Source organism: Arthrobacter sp. EpRS71, assembly GCF_001512285.1.
Taxonomy (GTDB): Bacteria; Actinomycetota; Actinomycetes; order Actinomycetales; family Micrococcaceae; genus Arthrobacter.
On sequence record NZ_LNUV01000001.1, the window covers coordinates 119,521 to 134,640 of the forward strand.

The 15,120-nt window shown below is 61.1% G+C and carries 15 protein-coding genes and 1 pseudogene; 6 read left to right on the forward strand and 10 right to left on the reverse strand.

Annotation, left to right across the window (positions count from 1 at the left end; translation table 11 throughout):
- The first annotated feature begins 33 nt into the window (after positions 1-33).
- The 5 genes from AR689_RS00590 to AR689_RS00610 all read left to right on the forward strand — a co-directional run bounded on the left by AR689_RS00590 (position 34) and on the right by AR689_RS00610 (position 6,179).
- A complete protein-coding gene (locus AR689_RS00590; protein ID WP_062065304.1) occupies positions 34-1,614 on the forward strand; it encodes an ABC transporter substrate-binding protein in 1,581 nt (526 codons plus the stop codon).
- Positions 1,615-1,628: 14 nt separating this feature from the next.
- On the forward strand, positions 1,629-2,675 hold the full coding sequence (locus tag AR689_RS00595) for an ABC transporter permease (RefSeq protein ID WP_231745387.1): 1,047 nt from the start codon (positions 1,629-1,631) through the stop codon (positions 2,673-2,675).
- Positions 2,668-4,452: a dipeptide/oligopeptide/nickel ABC transporter permease/ATP-binding protein gene (locus AR689_RS00600; protein ID WP_082697711.1), complete on the forward strand. Its 1,785-nt coding sequence runs from the start codon at positions 2,668-2,670 to the stop codon at positions 4,450-4,452. The genes AR689_RS00595 and AR689_RS00600 overlap by 8 nt, the downstream gene beginning before the upstream one ends.
- Positions 4,449-5,270 (forward strand): ATP-binding cassette domain-containing protein, encoded by an 822-nt coding sequence (locus AR689_RS00605; protein WP_062065306.1) that lies wholly within the window; start codon positions 4,449-4,451, stop codon positions 5,268-5,270. Before AR689_RS00600 ends, AR689_RS00605 begins: the two co-directional genes overlap by 4 nt.
- A 165-nt stretch (positions 5,271-5,435) precedes the next feature.
- Positions 5,436-6,179 (forward strand): GAF and ANTAR domain-containing protein, encoded by a 744-nt coding sequence (locus AR689_RS00610; protein ID WP_062065309.1) that lies wholly within the window; start codon positions 5,436-5,438, stop codon positions 6,177-6,179.
- On the opposite strand, the gene AR689_RS00615 is transcribed toward AR689_RS00610, so the two are convergent.
- From AR689_RS00615 to AR689_RS23245, 5 genes and pseudogenes are all read right to left on the reverse strand, one after another.
- Positions 6,176-7,360: a fatty acid desaturase family protein gene (locus AR689_RS00615; RefSeq protein ID WP_082697713.1), complete on the reverse strand. Its 1,185-nt coding sequence runs from the start codon at positions 7,358-7,360 to the stop codon at positions 6,176-6,178. The two genes, AR689_RS00610 and AR689_RS00615, sit on opposite strands and share 4 nt — an antisense overlap.
- A gap of 73 nt (positions 7,361-7,433) precedes the next feature.
- A pseudogene (locus AR689_RS00620) lies at positions 7,434-8,143 on the reverse strand (GAF and ANTAR domain-containing protein).
- Positions 8,144-8,152: 9 nt separating this feature from the next.
- Entirely contained in the window at positions 8,153-8,830 is a 678-nt protein-coding gene (locus AR689_RS00625) for a GAF and ANTAR domain-containing protein (RefSeq protein ID WP_062065311.1), read from the reverse strand.
- A 155-nt stretch (positions 8,831-8,985) separates the two neighbouring features.
- Positions 8,986-9,459, reverse strand: coding sequence for a CPBP family intramembrane glutamic endopeptidase (locus tag AR689_RS23240; RefSeq protein WP_197412770.1), 474 nt, complete (start codon positions 9,457-9,459; stop codon positions 8,986-8,988).
- 60 nt (positions 9,460-9,519) lie between these two features.
- Positions 9,520-9,765: a hypothetical protein gene (locus AR689_RS23245; protein WP_197412771.1), complete on the reverse strand. Its 246-nt coding sequence runs from the start codon at positions 9,763-9,765 to the stop codon at positions 9,520-9,522.
- Between the two features lie 180 nt (positions 9,766-9,945).
- On the opposite strand from AR689_RS23245, the gene AR689_RS00635 reads away from it, so the two are divergent.
- The gene (locus AR689_RS00635) at positions 9,946-10,758 is read left to right on the forward strand and encodes a CPBP family intramembrane glutamic endopeptidase (RefSeq protein WP_062065314.1); all 813 of its coding nucleotides are present in this window, start codon (positions 9,946-9,948) and stop codon (positions 10,756-10,758) included.
- Between the two features lie 63 nt (positions 10,759-10,821).
- Here AR689_RS00635 and mtr read toward each other — a convergent pair whose 3' ends face one another.
- From mtr to AR689_RS00660, 5 genes are all read right to left on the reverse strand, one after another.
- Positions 10,822-12,237 (reverse strand): mycothione reductase, encoded by a 1,416-nt coding sequence (mtr, locus tag AR689_RS00640; protein WP_062065317.1) that lies wholly within the window; start codon positions 12,235-12,237, stop codon positions 10,822-10,824.
- 94 nt (positions 12,238-12,331) lie between these two features.
- Entirely contained in the window at positions 12,332-13,075 is a 744-nt protein-coding gene (locus AR689_RS00645; RefSeq protein ID WP_062065320.1) for a 4'-phosphopantetheinyl transferase family protein, read from the reverse strand.
- Positions 13,072-13,872 carry an ABC transporter permease gene (locus tag AR689_RS00650; RefSeq protein ID WP_062065324.1) on the reverse strand — a complete coding sequence of 267 codons (801 nt, stop codon included), beginning with the start codon at positions 13,870-13,872 and terminating at the stop codon, positions 13,072-13,074. The genes AR689_RS00645 and AR689_RS00650 overlap by 4 nt, the downstream gene beginning before the upstream one ends.
- The gene (locus AR689_RS00655; RefSeq protein WP_062065329.1) at positions 13,869-14,843 is read right to left on the reverse strand and encodes an ATP-binding cassette domain-containing protein; all 975 of its coding nucleotides are present in this window, start codon (positions 14,841-14,843) and stop codon (positions 13,869-13,871) included. The genes AR689_RS00650 and AR689_RS00655 overlap by 4 nt, the downstream gene beginning before the upstream one ends.
- Positions 14,840-15,052, reverse strand: coding sequence for an MbtH family protein (locus tag AR689_RS00660; protein WP_062066064.1), 213 nt, complete (start codon positions 15,050-15,052; stop codon positions 14,840-14,842). The genes AR689_RS00655 and AR689_RS00660 overlap by 4 nt, the downstream gene beginning before the upstream one ends.
- Between the last annotated feature and the right edge of the window lie 68 nt (positions 15,053-15,120).

Genomic DNA, 15,120 nt, shown 5'->3' on the forward strand with positions numbered 1-15,120 from the left:
AGGCACTCGAAGGCGACCAGGAGGCTCATTCCCATGCAAGGACGTTCCACTTTTATGGCAGCGGCGGCAACCGTTACCGCTGCCGCGTTCCTTTTGACCGGTTGCACCACGGGCGGTCAGGCTTCCTCCGGCGGCACCGGCGGAGCAATGTCCACCGACACCATCAGGACTGCACTCAACGCCGACCCCACCACCTTTAATGCAGCGAAAGCCAACGCGAAGGACGATTACGAGGTAGCCCGTTTCCTGTTCGACACGGTGGTCCGCCGGGACGCCGACGGGAAGTTCATCGGTGGCTTGGCCACTGAATGGAAATCCACTGCCTCTGAAGCCACGCTGACCATCCGCAAGGATGCTACCTGTGCGGACGGCACAGCTATTACGCCCAGCATCGTGGCCAAGTCACTGAGCTACTTCGCCGATCCGGCCACCAAGAACAACTTCGGCAAGCTCGTCTTCGGACCAGGCCAGCCCACCATTACCGGTGATGACGCCGCAGGAACCGTGGATATCAAGCTCGCACAACCGTGGTCCGAACTCATTGGCGGTTTGACGCTGGCCCAGACCGGTATTATCTGCCCGGCAGGTCTTGCTGATCTGGACGGCCTTGCCAAAGGCAGCGTCAAAGGAGCCTTCTCCGGCCCGTACACACTGACGAAGTCCAGCCACGGAGTCAGCTACGACATGACCCTGCGTGAGGACTACAAGGCCTGGCCGCAATGGTCCAAGCCACTGGAAGGTACGCCGGCGAAGACCGTTCGGTTCTTCCCGGGCGTCAACAAAACCACCGTGGCCAATCAGTTGCTGACAGGTGAAATGGACGTCTCCGACATCGCTCCCGCAGATGTCCAGCGCTTCGAAAGCAACAAAGACTATGCCGTCACCACAGTCCCGTTTGCCGGCATCTTTCTGCTCTTCAACCAGCGCGAAGGCAGCCCCTTCACAGATCCCGCACTGCGTAAGGCCGTGGCTCAGCTAATGAACCAGCAAGCCTTCAACTCGGCCGCCTACGCCGGCAAGGGCATCACCTACAACTCGATTGTGGCCCCTACCGTTCCGTGCGTTCTTCCGGACAATTCAAGCCTGACGCCCGAAGACGCCGCAGCCGCCAAGGCCGTGCTGGCAGGCAAGACATTCAAGATGGTGGGAACCACCAGCATCGGCCCCAACGGTGCAGGCAGCACCTACGTCCAAGAAGCACTCCGTGCTGCAGGGGCCACGGTGGAACTCCAGCTCGTGGATAACGGAGCGTGGGCCACCATGACCCAGACCAAGCCCGAAACCTGGGACCTGACCGTCCAGGGTGATGCCAACTTCGTAGGAACAGTGGCAGCATCCCTGACCCGCATCGCTGGAGTTCCCACCGAGAAGGGTGGCCGCAACATTGGCGGTGGCGAAAACGCCGACATCCTCGCGGACATCGCCACCGCCCAAGCTGCCACCGACGAAGGGGCCCGCTGCGACGCGTACACCAAAGCGCAGAAGAGCATCCTGAGCGACAACGACATCGTTCCGTTTGTCGGCGAGCCGCAGATCGTTGCGCAACGCTCCGGATTCTCCATCCAGGCGCCGTCGGGAATCGTCGACTACGCCACCATGCGCATCACCAAATAAGCAGAGGTTTCTCGATGACTGAACCAACCATGCTCTCCAAGGAAGTACAGATCCTTGAGAGCACAACCCCGGGGGCCACTAAGCGCCCCCGGGGCGGTGCCCTGAGTCTTTCCCCTTGGGCCGACTACGCCCTCCGCCGCGCCGGCGGTGTCATCCTCTCCGTCGCCCTTCTGGTGGTGGTGACGTTCTTCATGGTTCCGCTCATCCCCGGCGATCCTGCCGTTGCAGTGGCGGGCGCGGATGCCACGTCGGAACAAATCGAAGCCATTCGCAGCAGTCTCGGTCTCAACGAACCTCTCTTCGTCCAGTTCATCAACTATGTGGGCGGCCTTTTCACCGGAGACTTGGGGGAATCCTTTGCCTACAGCACCTCGGTGTCGCAGATTATTGCCACCAAGCTGCCCTTCACCGCAGAACTCGCCGTGCTCGGTATCATCCTGGTGCTCCTGGTCTCAGTTCCTACCGGCATGCTCGTGGGCATTCTGACCCGTGGCGGCCGCAAAAAATGGCTCGACGTGTCATTCGGAATGCTGACCGGATTTTTCCAGGCTGTTCCGCAGTACGTGGTCTCCACCATCCTGGTGGTGGTCTTTGCAATTATCCTGAAGGTCCTGCCAGCAGCCGGAGCAGCTTCACTGAGCGCACTCATACTGCCCGTAATTGGCCTGTCAATCGCTCCCATCTGCTCCATCGCGCGCGTGGTCCGCCGCGAGACGTCCACCGTCCTTGAGCAGGATTATTTGAGGACTGCCCGAGGGTGGCGGTTGCCGTCGCTGCGCCTGTATGCACGGCACGCCTTGCCCAACCTGTTAACCACAGCCCTGACACTGGCCGGGCTCATCCTGGCCGGCATGCTCGGCGGCGCAATCATCGTGGAAAACGTCTTCAACTGGCCCGGTCTGGGCCGCGAGATCGTCACAGCCATCGTCAACAAGGACTACCCGGTCATTCAGGGGATCATCCTTGTCCTTGGCTTCCTGGCCATCGTGCTGAACCTCTTGGTCGACGTCATCCTCGGCCTCATCGACCCCCGTACGCTCGGAGGAAAGTCCAATGGCTGAGACAGCCCGTCCACGCCGCAGGTTCCGTTGGACCACCGGCCTCATTGTGGGTCTCGTGATGATGTCCGTCATGGTCCTCACTGCGATTCTCGCGCCGATATTCCTGTCGGAGGCCGCCGAGAAACTGACCCCGCAGGCCTCGCAAGGACCCAGTGCCGCTCACTGGCTGGGTACCGATGACTTCGGCCGCGATGTTCTCGCCCGTTCTTTGGTCGCTACCCGTCTGACGCTGCTCATGACGGCGGCCACCACGGCAATCGCCGTCGTCGCAGGCATTGCAATCGGCACCGCTGTATGGTTGGCACCCCGCCGGATCCGCGCCGCCGTGCTCCGCGTCATCGAAGCGGCCGTCGCCTACCCGAGCCTCATCTTCTCCCTGCTGATCGCCGCTATCCTCGGGCAAGGCACGTGGTCTGCAGTATTGGCCATCTCCATCGCCAGCATCCCTGCATTCGCCCGACTCACCGCGAACATGGCGGCTTCGATCTCCCAGCGAAACTACGTCTCCACAGCGCGGTTGCTTGGCGTCTCCGGACCCCACATCATCACCAGGCACCTGCTGCCGAATATGGCAGAACCACTCCTAGTGTTGACCGCCACCGTGTTCGCCACAACGTTGATCGACCTCTCCAGCCTGTCTTTCATTGGTTTGGGCGTACAGAATCCTGAGTATGACTTTGGACGCTTGTTGAACGAGGGGCTCGTCAACATCTATTCCCAGCCTCTCCAGGCTGTGATGCCTTCCATCATGATCACCATTACCGGTCTGGGCGCCATGCTGATCGGTGATGGCCTTGCCGCCGCCACCGATCCCCGCGGTGGGCGGAAGTTCGGCAGCCTCCGCAAGGCTTCCGAAGTGCCCGCCTCGATGCGCGCTGATGCCCAAGCGCTGGTTGAGGTGGACAACCTGACCGTCACCACGCCGTCGGGCGTTCCGTTGGTCAAGGGCGTGTCTCTCAGCATCCATGCTGGTGAGGTGGTGGGCCTGGTGGGGGAGTCCGGTTCCGGTAAATCACTCACCGCCATGTCCATTGCCGGGCTGCTGCCCGAGGAACTGGGCGTCAGTGCCAAGACCATGCGCCTCGGCGAGCTGAACCTCTTGAAGAAGAACAACCCACGCGAGCTAGCCATCTCGATCGGGCTCGTTTATCAAGACCCGGGAACAAGCTTCAATCCGGCACTCCGCATTGGATCGCAGCTCACTGAAGTAAGCCGCGTGCACCTCGGTCAGTCCCGGAGAACAGCGTTCGGCCGGATGGTCAAGGCCTTGGCAGACATTCGGATTACCCAACCCGAAAAACGGATGAAGCAACACCCCCACGAACTCTCCGGCGGGATGCTTCAACGAGCCATGATCGCGTCGACCCTGGTCACAGACCCTCGCCTGATCATCGCCGATGAGCCCACCACAGCCCTCGACGTGACAGTCCAGGCCGATGTGCTCAGGCAGTTCCGCACCATCAACCGTGAAATGGGCACAGCCATGCTGTTCATCTCCCACGACATTGGGGTGGTGCAGGCGCTATGCGACAAGGTCATCGTGATGAACGGCGGCAAGATCCTCGAGCGGCTCACGGGCGAAGAACTCGCCGCCGGCAAGGTGAAGCACCCGTACACCAAAGCGCTGCTTGCCGCGACGCCGTCCATTGCCGAACGCAAGGCCGAGCTCGTAACGGTCACGGCCAAGGACTTCGCCCTGGACGAAGTTTTCGACGACGACCCAGCCGACGGCGGGCATATCACCAACAGCCCGGGCAGCAAGGAGACCGCACAATGAGCGCTGTAGTAACGCAGAATCAGCCGGTGTTGGAACTGAACGACGTCAAGGTGACGTTCGGTTCCGGACGTTCGGCCGCCACTGTCCTCAAAGGCGTGAACGCCAGTATCCATGCAGGCAAGACGCTGGGCATCGTGGGGGAGTCGGGGTCGGGAAAGTCAACGATGGCCAAAGCGATAGTGGGCCTGGTGAAGCCCAGCGACGGACAGATCTCGTTCTCCGGCCGCGACGTGACGAAAATGTCCGGGGCCGAGCGCCGCCGCATGCGGCGGGCGGTGCAGATGGTTCCCCAGGATCCGTATTCCTCGCTCAACCCGCGGCGGACCATTGGGCAAACCCTCGCGGAGGCAATCGATCCCCTGCGGGCCAATCCCAAGGAACACAGCGAGAAGATCTCCTACTGGCTCTCAACCATCCGCCTGGACCCTGAAGTGGCCGAACGCTATCCGCACGAGTTTTCCGGTGGACAGCGGCAGCGCATTGCCATCGCCCGCGCACTGGCTGTGCAGCCAAAATTGATCATCGCGGACGAGATCACCTCCGCCTTGGATCTATCGGTTCAGGCTGAGATCTTGAACCTCATTGGCAGGCTCCGGAAAGAGCTGGACCTCACCATGGCTTTCATCTCGCACGACCTGGACGTTGTGCACCACGTCAGCGACGAAATCCTGGTCCTGTTCCACGGCGAAGTAGTTGAGCAGGGGGATGTCGACGCGGTTTACGGGAACCCTCAACATCCCTACACGCGCCGGCTGATTGACTCAGTTCCGGGCGGGCCGGGGTTCGATATTGGAGAACGCCGGGTAATGGCCCGCTGAGCCGTCGAAGTGCTGAGCCACGCGGAACGGTTGTGCGCTGGGCTGCTGGCTATTGGTTAGGTGGCGGCGCATACTCAGGGTGACAGCCACACGTGCTGCTTTACCGTCCTCCCGGTGTCCCCCGTCAAGGGTTGTTGTCAGGGCACAATGAGGAATGAGGCCGTCATGGCCCTTGAATCACGCTTACTTCCCGCCGATCTTGTTGTCGACCATATGCAGGACCTTGTCTTGAAGACCGAGGACGTGAGGGAAATGTTGGACGAACTCGTGGAATTCACCTCGCTAACCCTGACCGATCCCGCCATTGCTTTCTGCAGCATCACCCTGATGCAGCGAAAGAAGCCGGTTACTGTGGCCAGCAGCGAAGAGGGTGCCGTTCAGCTCGATAAGATCCAGTACGGCGCCGGGGACGGGCCATGTTTGTCCGCGATCCGCAACCAAACCGCTGTGCATATCCCGGACCTGTCCCAGGAGCACCGTTGGTCTTCGTATACGGAGGCCGCGCAGGAGGTGGGAGTCGGATCTAGCCTTTCCGTGCCGCTTGCCCTGTCGGGAGAAGCGGAAGCGGGCCTGAATCTGTACTCCACCCGTTCCGAGGGCTTCAGCCGTGAGGATATTGATGCTGTGGAGTCCTACGCATATCACGCCTCGAAAGCACTCCGTCTCGCCGTGAAAATCAGCCAGCTGGCCGAGGCGAAAACGAATCTCACAGCTGCCTTGGAATCGCGCACGACCATTGACCTGGCAACGGGTGCCATCATGGCCCAAAACCGGTGCAACCAGGAAACGGCCATCACCATCATGAAGATTGCCTCCAGCACACGAAACGTTAAACTCCGCGACATCGCTGCGTCCGTGGTCACTTCAGTTTCAGATGACCCTCGAGTGCGGACCCACTTCGATGCCTAGCGTCCGTGCTCTCCGGCGAGGGGACAGGTGAACGGGTCAGCCGCCGCGAGACCGACTGTATTGAGGTAGCGGATCACGATTGCGTAGGAGCGCATCAGCCCGGTTTCGGTGTACGGGATGCCAGCGAGCACACAGTGTGCTTTGACAAGTTGACTGGCTTCGCGCAGATGCCGGCGGGGCATGTCAGGAAACAAATGGTGTTCGATCTGGTAATTGAGCCCACCCATGAAGAACGTCACGAATCCATTGCCGGTGATGTTGCGGGACGTGACGACCTGCCGGGTCAGGAAGTCGGCACGACTGTCTTGGGGCAGTATCGGCATTCCTTTGTGGTTTGGTGCAAAGGTTCCGCCCATGTATAGCCCGAAGACGGCAACCTGAACCCCGATAAATGCCGCAGCCAGGCCAGGGGACAGCACGAGGAAGAGCATCCCGAAGTAGGTGCCAAAGCGCACACCCAGCAGGCCAAGCTCAAGCCAGCGAAACTTCACCTGCCCAGAACGCAGCAAGTACTTCAGCGAGTCGATGTGTAAGGTCCACCCGAGGAACAAAAGTAGTGGGAAGAGGAGGTAACCCTGTCGCCTGCCGTAGGCCCGGGAAAACCGTCCACGGTTGGTCTGCACCTCGTTGTGGAAGACGATGGCGCCGGGAGCGATGTCCGGATCCCTATTAACCACGTTCGGCCGGGCGTGATGCCTTGAGTGTTTGTCGGTCCAGTAGGCGTAACTCATGCCCACTACCAACGTTGCCAGCATGCGTGCAGCCCACTCGTTTGCCGTCCGGGAAGCAAAGACCTGAAAGTGCCCGGCTTCGTGTCCGACTAAAGCGAATTGCGTGAAGAGAACACCGAGTGCGGCCGCGACTGCAAGCTGGAGCCAAGAATCGCCCAGAACGAAGAAGGCCATCCAGACGCCCCCGCCCGCAAGTATCAGGAGCATCGAGAGCAGGAGGTAACGGCCGCGGCAACGCTCAAGGAGCCCTGCTTCCTTAGCTGACGCCAAGAGTCCCGCGTAACTGCCGGTGACTTTGTTGATGCGGATTCCGGACGTTGACTTCTGGGCATCTGGCGCACGCGTGGGCACCACCGGTGGGGGCTGGTTGATGAGCGACAAGATATTGCCTCCTCGTATGTGCTTGGACTGCACTGCCGAGGTCTGGGGCAACAACACCAGCGTAGGCACGAAGAGTGTTCTGAGTCCATAGGAAATGGATCTGCGGGGGCAATCCTTTACCCGCGGCTAACAAGGATGAGTGCTAGATCATCAGGGTGCGTTTGACGATGCTTTCAGCCACGTCGTGCAGATTTTGCCGGGAAGCGCGAGCATGTGCGCGCAGCACGTTGAAGGCGTCGTCCATGGTGAGGTTTTTGGTCTGTGCGATGACACCTTTGGCTTGCTCGATGAGTACACGGGTAGTCAACGCACGCTGGAGTTGGTCGTTGAGGACGCCTGCCTCGCGGATGGTGCGTTCCTGAAGGAGGCTGATGGTCGCCACATCGGCCATGGCCTGGGCGATGGCGGCGTCTTCGGGGGTCAGGGCGCCTGTCTCGGCGCCGAACAAACCCATGGCGCCGATGACCCTGGTGTGTACGCGCATAGGCACCGCGTGTACTGACCTGAAGCCCATGTCCAAGGCAATGTGTTGGAAAGCCGGCCACCGGTCGCCAAGGTTGCTGATGTCATCTACAGTGATGACTGTTCCGCTGCGGTAGCACTCAACGCACGGGCCCGCTCCTGCTTCGAGTTGCAGTAGTTCCACCAACTTTGCTCACTGGTGGACGCGAGCAATTGGAGGCTCCCGTCGGCGTCGGACAGTAACAGTCCGGCCTGGGCGGCGTCGAGCAACTCGACGGCATCTGCGACGAGAGTGTGGAGCAGGTCCAGGACGTCGTAGTCTGCAACGAGGGTATCGGTCAGCTTCACGAACGTATCGCTAAGACGTTCGGCTCTGCTTTTGATGACCATGTCTGCATTTTACTGTGAACTGGTATCGGAGGCGCCCGCTGCTGGGGTGAAATCCAGCCGACGGCTCACCACGTCCAAGGCTGTTTCCTGCAACGGACGCCCGCTGGCGAAGGCGTGGCCGCGCAGCAACAGTAACGCCTCATAGGCGGTGCTGTCGGTTTGGACCAGCACCATCCCGGTTGCTTGGTGGATTTCCCGCCGCGCCAGTGGAATGCCCGCCGATCCGGCTCCATCGTCCGGTACAAATCCCCGCAGCAAAGCCCACGCCGTCCTGCCAGCGATGCGGGCGGCCTGGCTTGCCTGAGCGGGTGTGAACTCGCGTGGTGAGGTGCAGTAAAGCTCCGCCACGCCGATGACCAGGCCACCGGCGAGCAAGGGAAAGACGAAGAGTGCCGCAGCTTCGGTTGTGGTGGCTGCCTCGGCGAAGGCCGGCCATGACCGGGCTCCGATGCCGCTCAAATTGGGGATCATGACCGGTTGCTGGCTACGGAAAACATCCCACCGTGGCCCGTCGCCGAGATCGTACTGGAGCTCATCGAGCAGGGCTGCTGTAGCGTCGGAGGCGCACATCAGTGTTTCGGCTGCAGAACCACCAAAGACAGATACGGCCGCGCCATTGATGGGCAATTCCTTGAGGAATGCGGCGCACAGATCGGCGTCGAGGGCATTCTCCGACGCTGAGGTCATTTGGGGCACGTGTCGTGAGATCTTATGCAATGGCTCGGCTGCACTAGTGTCCACCATTCTTTGTTCTCAATACAGCCGGGCTCTGACTGCTTCCTCAACCATAGGCCCGTGGGCTTTGGTGGCTCTCGACGGCGGCAGTCGCCTCTGCCTGTAGGTCAGCTTCCTGCTGTGGCAGCCGCCAGGAGGACCAGGCTGAAGGACACCCAGTCATTGAGCACGTGCGCTCCGGTGGAGACGAGAATGTTCTTCGTCCGTATGAAGGCCAGCGTCAACACCATCCGGGCGGTTCCTATAACCAGGAGTGCTTGGGCAACGTTCCATCCGTACGTTGGCAAGTGGGCTGCACCGAACCACAGTGCTGTGATGAGCCAGGCCAGAAGCAACGACGTTGTGCGGTTAAGTTTCGCTTTGGAGTACAGCCAATACATGACTGCCAGGAACGGCAGAATGGTGAAGACCTCTTCGCCGAGCAACTGAATACCGGTTCCGACATAGAAGGCCACCACTTCGCCGGGTCCACGCTCCAGGATCCCGTCTGTGGCCTTGTTGGCGTTGGCTCCGAAAATGGACGACACGATGATGCCCACCACGAAGCTGATGACCAAGTTGAGGAGCCAGAAGATGACCATGGCAAGGTAGTCTGCGCCGGTCGGCTTATGGAAAATCGATTTCCAGTAAGACCCTGTGAGTCAGATGAACACGGCCAAGGGGATGGCAACGAACAGGAACCGGGGGAGCAGCGCAATGACGTTGGTGTTCTGGGGAAGCAGAACCAGTGCCGCAAATCCAACCATGCAGGAAACGATGACGACGATCCATTTCCACGTGGCAATTTCCGCGGGCTGGCCATCATAGAAAGGGACATCACGGCCATCATCCCGTTCTATGAGGCGGCCGAAGCGCTTCTTACGCTCATCGACAGCTGGAACACTCATTGAATCGTCCATCCGAAACCCCTTCAAAGCCGCTGTCTGCAACCAGAGCCAAGCAGGTGGGGGACTCTGGCTGAGAGAACCATATCGTTGCTAGATTGAAGCCGAAAGGGCCACGGTCAACTTTCCGGCTGGCCTGTCCACCGTCTACTACCGAAAGCTGACCGCCATGGAGCTGGACACATGACCCCGTCGTTGGCGTTCAGCGTCTTCACGTACGTGCTGGCACTCGGCTTTGGGATCTTGGCCATTGGCTACTGCATGGCGAAGCGCAAGCCGGTTCTTCGTAGTCTCGGCCTGACCTTCAACCGCTGGCTGCCGATTGACGTTGTCATTGGTCTTGCGATCACGTTCGTCGCGATCGGGCTGGTGTTCGTCGTCGAAATGCTTTTGGGAGCGATTTCAGTCCAACCGGGCACTCTCACCTGGACGTCGTTCGTCAACGAAGTACTGGTCCCGTTGGCCGGAGCGGCAGCGCTCGAAGAACTGTTATTCCGAGTTCTGCTGCTCAGCGGCGTGGCCATAGTACTGTCACGCCTCCAGCGCGGGCGGTGGATAGCTGTGCTTGTTACGGCAGCCCTCTTTGGTGCGGGGCATCTGGGAAATGAGGGCGCCACCGCGGTCAGTGCGTTTGGGACAGGACTCGGCGGGGTCATCTACGCCGTCGCCTTCCTGACCACGCGCAGCGTATGGCTTCCTTTCGGGCTCCACCTGGGCTGGAACATGTCGCAAGGCCTGTTTGGGCTTCCGATCAGTGGCCACCTTGTGCCGGGCTGGTTCAGCTCCACCTCCTCCGGCGCGGAGATCCTGAACGGTGGCGCCTATGGTCCCGAAGGCGGTATCCCAGGCATGCTGGCCCGAGTACTGATCATCGCGCTCGTTTTCGTCTATGTGAAGAAGCGTTGGCCAACCGGGAGCGTAGGGACTCTGCAGTTCGCGCCCGATCCACAGAGGAGATCCTTAGCGAGCAGGGAGTCCGCAGCCAGGACTTCCTGAGTCCCTGGATTGGTCCGGAGCCCTGCCCGCTTCACGCTGGAGCATGCGGACGTTTTTGCCGGTCTACTGTGGGTTGAAGGTGAGACCTAGCAGGGCGTTCTCGGTGACTTCGGGAAGTGCGGGGTGGATCCAGTACTGCTTGCTCGCGAACTGGCGCACGTCGAGGTCGAAGGCCAGGACGGTGATCATTTGCTGGATCAGGGTTGATGCTTGGGGGCCCATGTAATGGGCGCCCAGGAGTTTGCCGGTGTCTTTGTCGGCGATGAGTTTGCAGATGCCGGTGGTGTCCTCCAAGGCCCAGCCGTAGGCGACGTCCCCGTAGCGCTGGACTTTGGTTGTCACGTTGCGGCCTTGCTCGCGGGCTTGGGATTCGGTCATACCGACGGTGGCAATTTGCGGGTGGGTGAAGGTGGCAGCCGGCACGTGGTCGTGGGGCATTTTCTGCAGGTTCTCCGGGTTCAGCAGGTTGTGGCGCACGGCGCGCATCTCGGCGTTGGCAACATGTTTGAGCATGTAAGGAGAGGAGACGTCGCCAAGGGCCCAGACACCTGCGGCGGAGGTTGACCGGCCGTACTCATCCACCTTGATGCGCCCGGCTCCTATTGTCTCGATCCCACCCGTGGGCAGGTCCAAGAGGTCCCCGTTAGGGATGCGCCCGGTGGCCACCAACAGTACCTCCCCGGTGGCGGAGGAGCCGTCGTCGAGCCTGACAGTTATGCCTTGCTCGGTCTGATCGGCGCCGACGGTGGTCCTGCCGGACCGGATGTCGAAGCGCTCGGCGGCCAGGTCATTGAATGGGACGTGCAGGTCGTCATCGAGGTTCCGTAGGAGCGTGGATCGGGCGATGATGGTGACGTCCGTGCCGAGGGCGTCGAAAACGTGGGCGAACTCCATGGCGATGGATCCACCACCGATGATGACCAGCGATGTGGGGAGCTGCGGGAGCCGCATGATGTCCTCGTTGGTGTGGTACCGCACGCCCGAGGCAGCGATGGCCTCGGGGATCAAGGGCCGGGAGCCTGCGGCGATGACGATTTGGTCACCGGAAATGATTTTCTGTTGAGCCCCTTGGCCCGTGCGCAAGGTGCGTTCTCCGACGAAGACGGCGTGCTGGTCGTAAACGTCGACGTTCGGGCTGTCTGGGCCGCGGCGGTATTCCTCACCGGCGGCGGAAATGGCATCGACGCGCTTCCCAAAGATGCGGTCAACCATGCCAGGCCAGTCTATGGACGTGACCCCGGCGTGGAGGCCCAGCCGTCCGGAATCAACGATGTCCAGCGCGGTGTCAGCGGTGTGCACGTACATTTTTGACGGGATGCAGCCGGCGTTCAAGCAGGTACCGCCGAACGACGCTTTCTCGATGATCGCGATCGACTGGTCTTCGAATTCGGGTCCTGGAATGGAATTTCCGGACCCGGTGCCGATGATGACCACGTCGTAGTGCCGATCCACGGTGGTCTTGTTGGCGGTTGTCTGCATGGAAATGGTCCTCACTTTGGGGTCTTCTCCACCCTACTGAACACTCTTCGAAGGGGAGGAGCGGCATCTCGACTACAGCGGGCGGATCAGCGACTCAGCAGGCCAACAGAGCTGGAACTACCTCGGTGACGTCGCGGGGTAGCGGTGGGCCGCATCCCCTGATGGATACGGCAGCAAGGTGCGTTGCACTGGCTGGGACGTGGTGAACCATCAGGCCATCGATCAGTGGCTGCTCCGGACAAACGGCGTGGAAGCTACCGGAATTCCGCTTAGCGGAGACCAGCGCCACAGCAGACGGCGGGAAACTGAGGCCCAGCCCTGCGGCTTTCAGTATTGCTTCTTTGGCAACCCACTGGCGCATCCTTGACGGCACGTCAGTGTTGTCCATGGAAGCCGCAGCCCGGGGATCAAGAACGTAGTTGTCAAAGCCGTCGAAAAGTCCGGATGGGACGCGTTCAATGTCAACGCCAACGCTGGCTGAGGCCGGCCCCACTGCCGCCATCACCAGGCCATGGCTCCTGGAAAGGCTCAGCGACATTCCCGGCAGGACCGTCCGCCCATGGTCGGTGCTGCCGCAGCCCGGGCACTGCCGTGTGATGTTCAATGCAGGGGCGGCAAGCGGCTCCAGCCCCAACTGGTGCGTCGCCAGCAGGCGCAGCAGAACATGTGAGGCCGCATAGTCCTGGCTGTCCGCCATGCTACGGAACTGTGCCCGGGCGGCCGTTTCGGCTGGGGACAGAAAACGGTCCAAACCGCCGACGCCGGAACACGCCGCCTCGACGTCGGCGGAAGGCAGGATCACGTACCCGACGGCGAAGGCGGCGCTCCGGGCCTTCACAGCTTGCTGATGCGCCGGTACTTTGCGATGGCCAGTGGTGCGAACACAGCGATGATCGCAATGCTGCAGGCCAAGGCATACACCAAGGCGTTCTGTGCAGGCCAGCCGCCGGGGGCAATGAAACCGGAAGGTGCAGCGTTTCCGAAGAGCTCGCGCACAGCCGTGGCCACGGAGGTCACCGGGTTCCATTCGGCAATGGCCCGTAATGGACCCGGGAGGGAAGCCGTGGAGACGAAGGCGCCGGACACGAACGTAACGGGGAACAACCACACCAAGCCGAGGCTCTGCGCTACTTCCACACTGCGTGCCGTCAATGCGATCAGCGCCCCGATCCAGGACACGGCAAAGGCGAACAGGAGCAGAACGCCGAGGGCAGCAATGACCTGCAGTACGCCGGTGTGTATCCGCCAGCCGATGGCCAGACCACAGACGAGAGTCACCACAACCGAAATGACGCTGGTGTACAGATCCGAGGTGGTGCGCCCGAGGATCACTGCCACCCGGGACATTGGCAGGGAGCGGAAACGGTCAATGAGTCCGAGTTGAAGGTCCTTGGCCAGATACACAGCCGTAAAGGACGCATTGAACGTCAAGGTCTGGGCCAGGATGCCCCCGATGAGGAAGCTGCGATACTGCTCGCCACCCAGCGAGCCGCCGAAGACGAAGCCCAGAAGCAGGACAAACATGACAGGTTGCACGATTCCTGTCACCAGCGCCCCAGGGGTACGGAGAACGTTGAGCAGATTGCGGTGTGCAATGACGGAACTATCCCGGAAAGCCGCGGTCATGACGCTCATGCTGGTACCTCGTCCTTGCGTGTGTGCCCTTGCGGCTGGGCACTTCCTCCGGTGAGCTGGAGGAAGACGTCGTCCAACGTGGGCCGGCGCAGGGAAGCTTCTGTCACCGGTACAGATCGCGCGTCCAATTCGGCCAAGACGCGTACCAGCACGCCGTGCCCTCCGGGTGCTGCAACGGAAACTCTCAGCGCCGCTGGCTCGACCTCCGGCGCTGAGGATCCGCGGGTTTGTGCTGCCAGAATGGACGAGGCAAGCTGAAGGTCTGTGGCATTGCGTATGGTGATGTCCACGCGCTCCGACCCGGCACGGTTTTTGAGCTCCGACGCACTGCCCTCGGCGATCACGCTGCCATGGTTGATGACGGCAATGTGGTCCGCTAACTTGTCAGCTTCTTCCAGGTACTGCGTGGTCAGCAGGACGGTGGTTCCGGCGGATACCAGGTCTGCCACTACTTCCCACGTATCAAGCCTGCCTCGTGGGTCTAGCCCGGTGGTGGGTTCGTCCAGCACCACCACTTTGGGCCGCGCCACCACGGCTCCGGCAAGGTCGAGTCGGCGTCTCATGCCGCCCGAGAACGCACCGGCCCGCTTGCCGGCAACGTCCGTGAGCCGGAAGTCGGCCAACAATTCGTGGGCGCGGGCGGAGGCATTCCTGCGGTTCATGCCATAGAGGCGCCCCACCATGTGGAGGTTTTCAAAGGCGGTGAGTTTTTCATCCACTGCCGCGTACTGTCCCGAGAGCCCCAGATTGCGTCGTACAAGTTCAGGCTGTTTGCTGACCGAGTGTCCGGCCACCCAAGCATCCCCTGAATCCGGTGCCAGCAAGGTGGTGAGGACCTTGACGGTGGTGGTCTTGCCTGAGCCGTTAGGTCCCAGGAGTCCCAGTACAGTCCCCTCGGCGGCGTTGAGTGTCAGTCCGTCCAGGGCCGTGAAAGTACCGTAGTTTTTGCGGACATTCTCTATACGGATCACTGGCTGGCGGCCAGCTCGGAAACCTTGCGGGGAGCCATATCAGTCCACGTCTGCGACACGTATTCCAAGCACGCCTCGCGGCTGTCCGGGCCGAACATAGCCACCCACCCCTTGGGTGTGGCCGCGAACGATGGCCACAGTGAGTGTTGCTGGTATTGGTTCACCAAGACGGTAAAGGTTGCTGAAGTGTCATCAAACGGGTTCGTCACGAGGATTGACCTTTCGGGTTGTTCCGGCGTAATCAAGGCCCCGGGTTCCGGAGCGTTTCCAGTGGTTC

Excerpts from the sequence above, each read along its gene's own strand:
- AR689_RS00590 (WP_062065304.1), top strand. The coding sequence starts at position 34 with ATGCAAGGACGTTCCACTTTTATGGCAGCGGCGGCAACCGTTACCGCT.
- AR689_RS00595 (WP_231745387.1), top strand. The coding sequence starts at position 1,629 with ATGACTGAACCAACCATGCTCTCCAAGGAAGTACAGATCCTTGAGAGC.
- AR689_RS00600 (WP_082697711.1), top strand. The coding sequence starts at position 2,668 with ATGGCTGAGACAGCCCGTCCACGCCGCAGGTTCCGTTGGACCACCGGC.
- AR689_RS00605 (WP_062065306.1), top strand. The coding sequence starts at position 4,449 with ATGAGCGCTGTAGTAACGCAGAATCAGCCGGTGTTGGAACTGAACGAC.
- AR689_RS00610 (WP_062065309.1), top strand. The coding sequence starts at position 5,436 with ATGGCCCTTGAATCACGCTTACTTCCCGCCGATCTTGTTGTCGACCAT.
- AR689_RS00625 (WP_062065311.1), bottom strand. The coding sequence starts at position 8,830 with ATGACCTCAGCGTCGGAGAATGCCCTCGACGCCGATCTGTGCGCCGCA.
- AR689_RS23240 (WP_197412770.1), bottom strand. The coding sequence starts at position 9,459 with ATGGTCATCTTCTGGCTCCTCAACTTGGTCATCAGCTTCGTGGTGGGC.
- AR689_RS23245 (WP_197412771.1), bottom strand. The coding sequence starts at position 9,765 with ATGAGTGTTCCAGCTGTCGATGAGCGTAAGAAGCGCTTCGGCCGCCTC.
- AR689_RS00635 (WP_062065314.1), top strand. The coding sequence starts at position 9,946 with ATGACCCCGTCGTTGGCGTTCAGCGTCTTCACGTACGTGCTGGCACTC.
- mtr (WP_062065317.1), bottom strand. The coding sequence starts at position 12,237 with ATGCAGACAACCGCCAACAAGACCACCGTGGATCGGCACTACGACGTG.
- AR689_RS00650 (WP_062065324.1), bottom strand. The coding sequence starts at position 13,872 with ATGAGCGTCATGACCGCGGCTTTCCGGGATAGTTCCGTCATTGCACAC.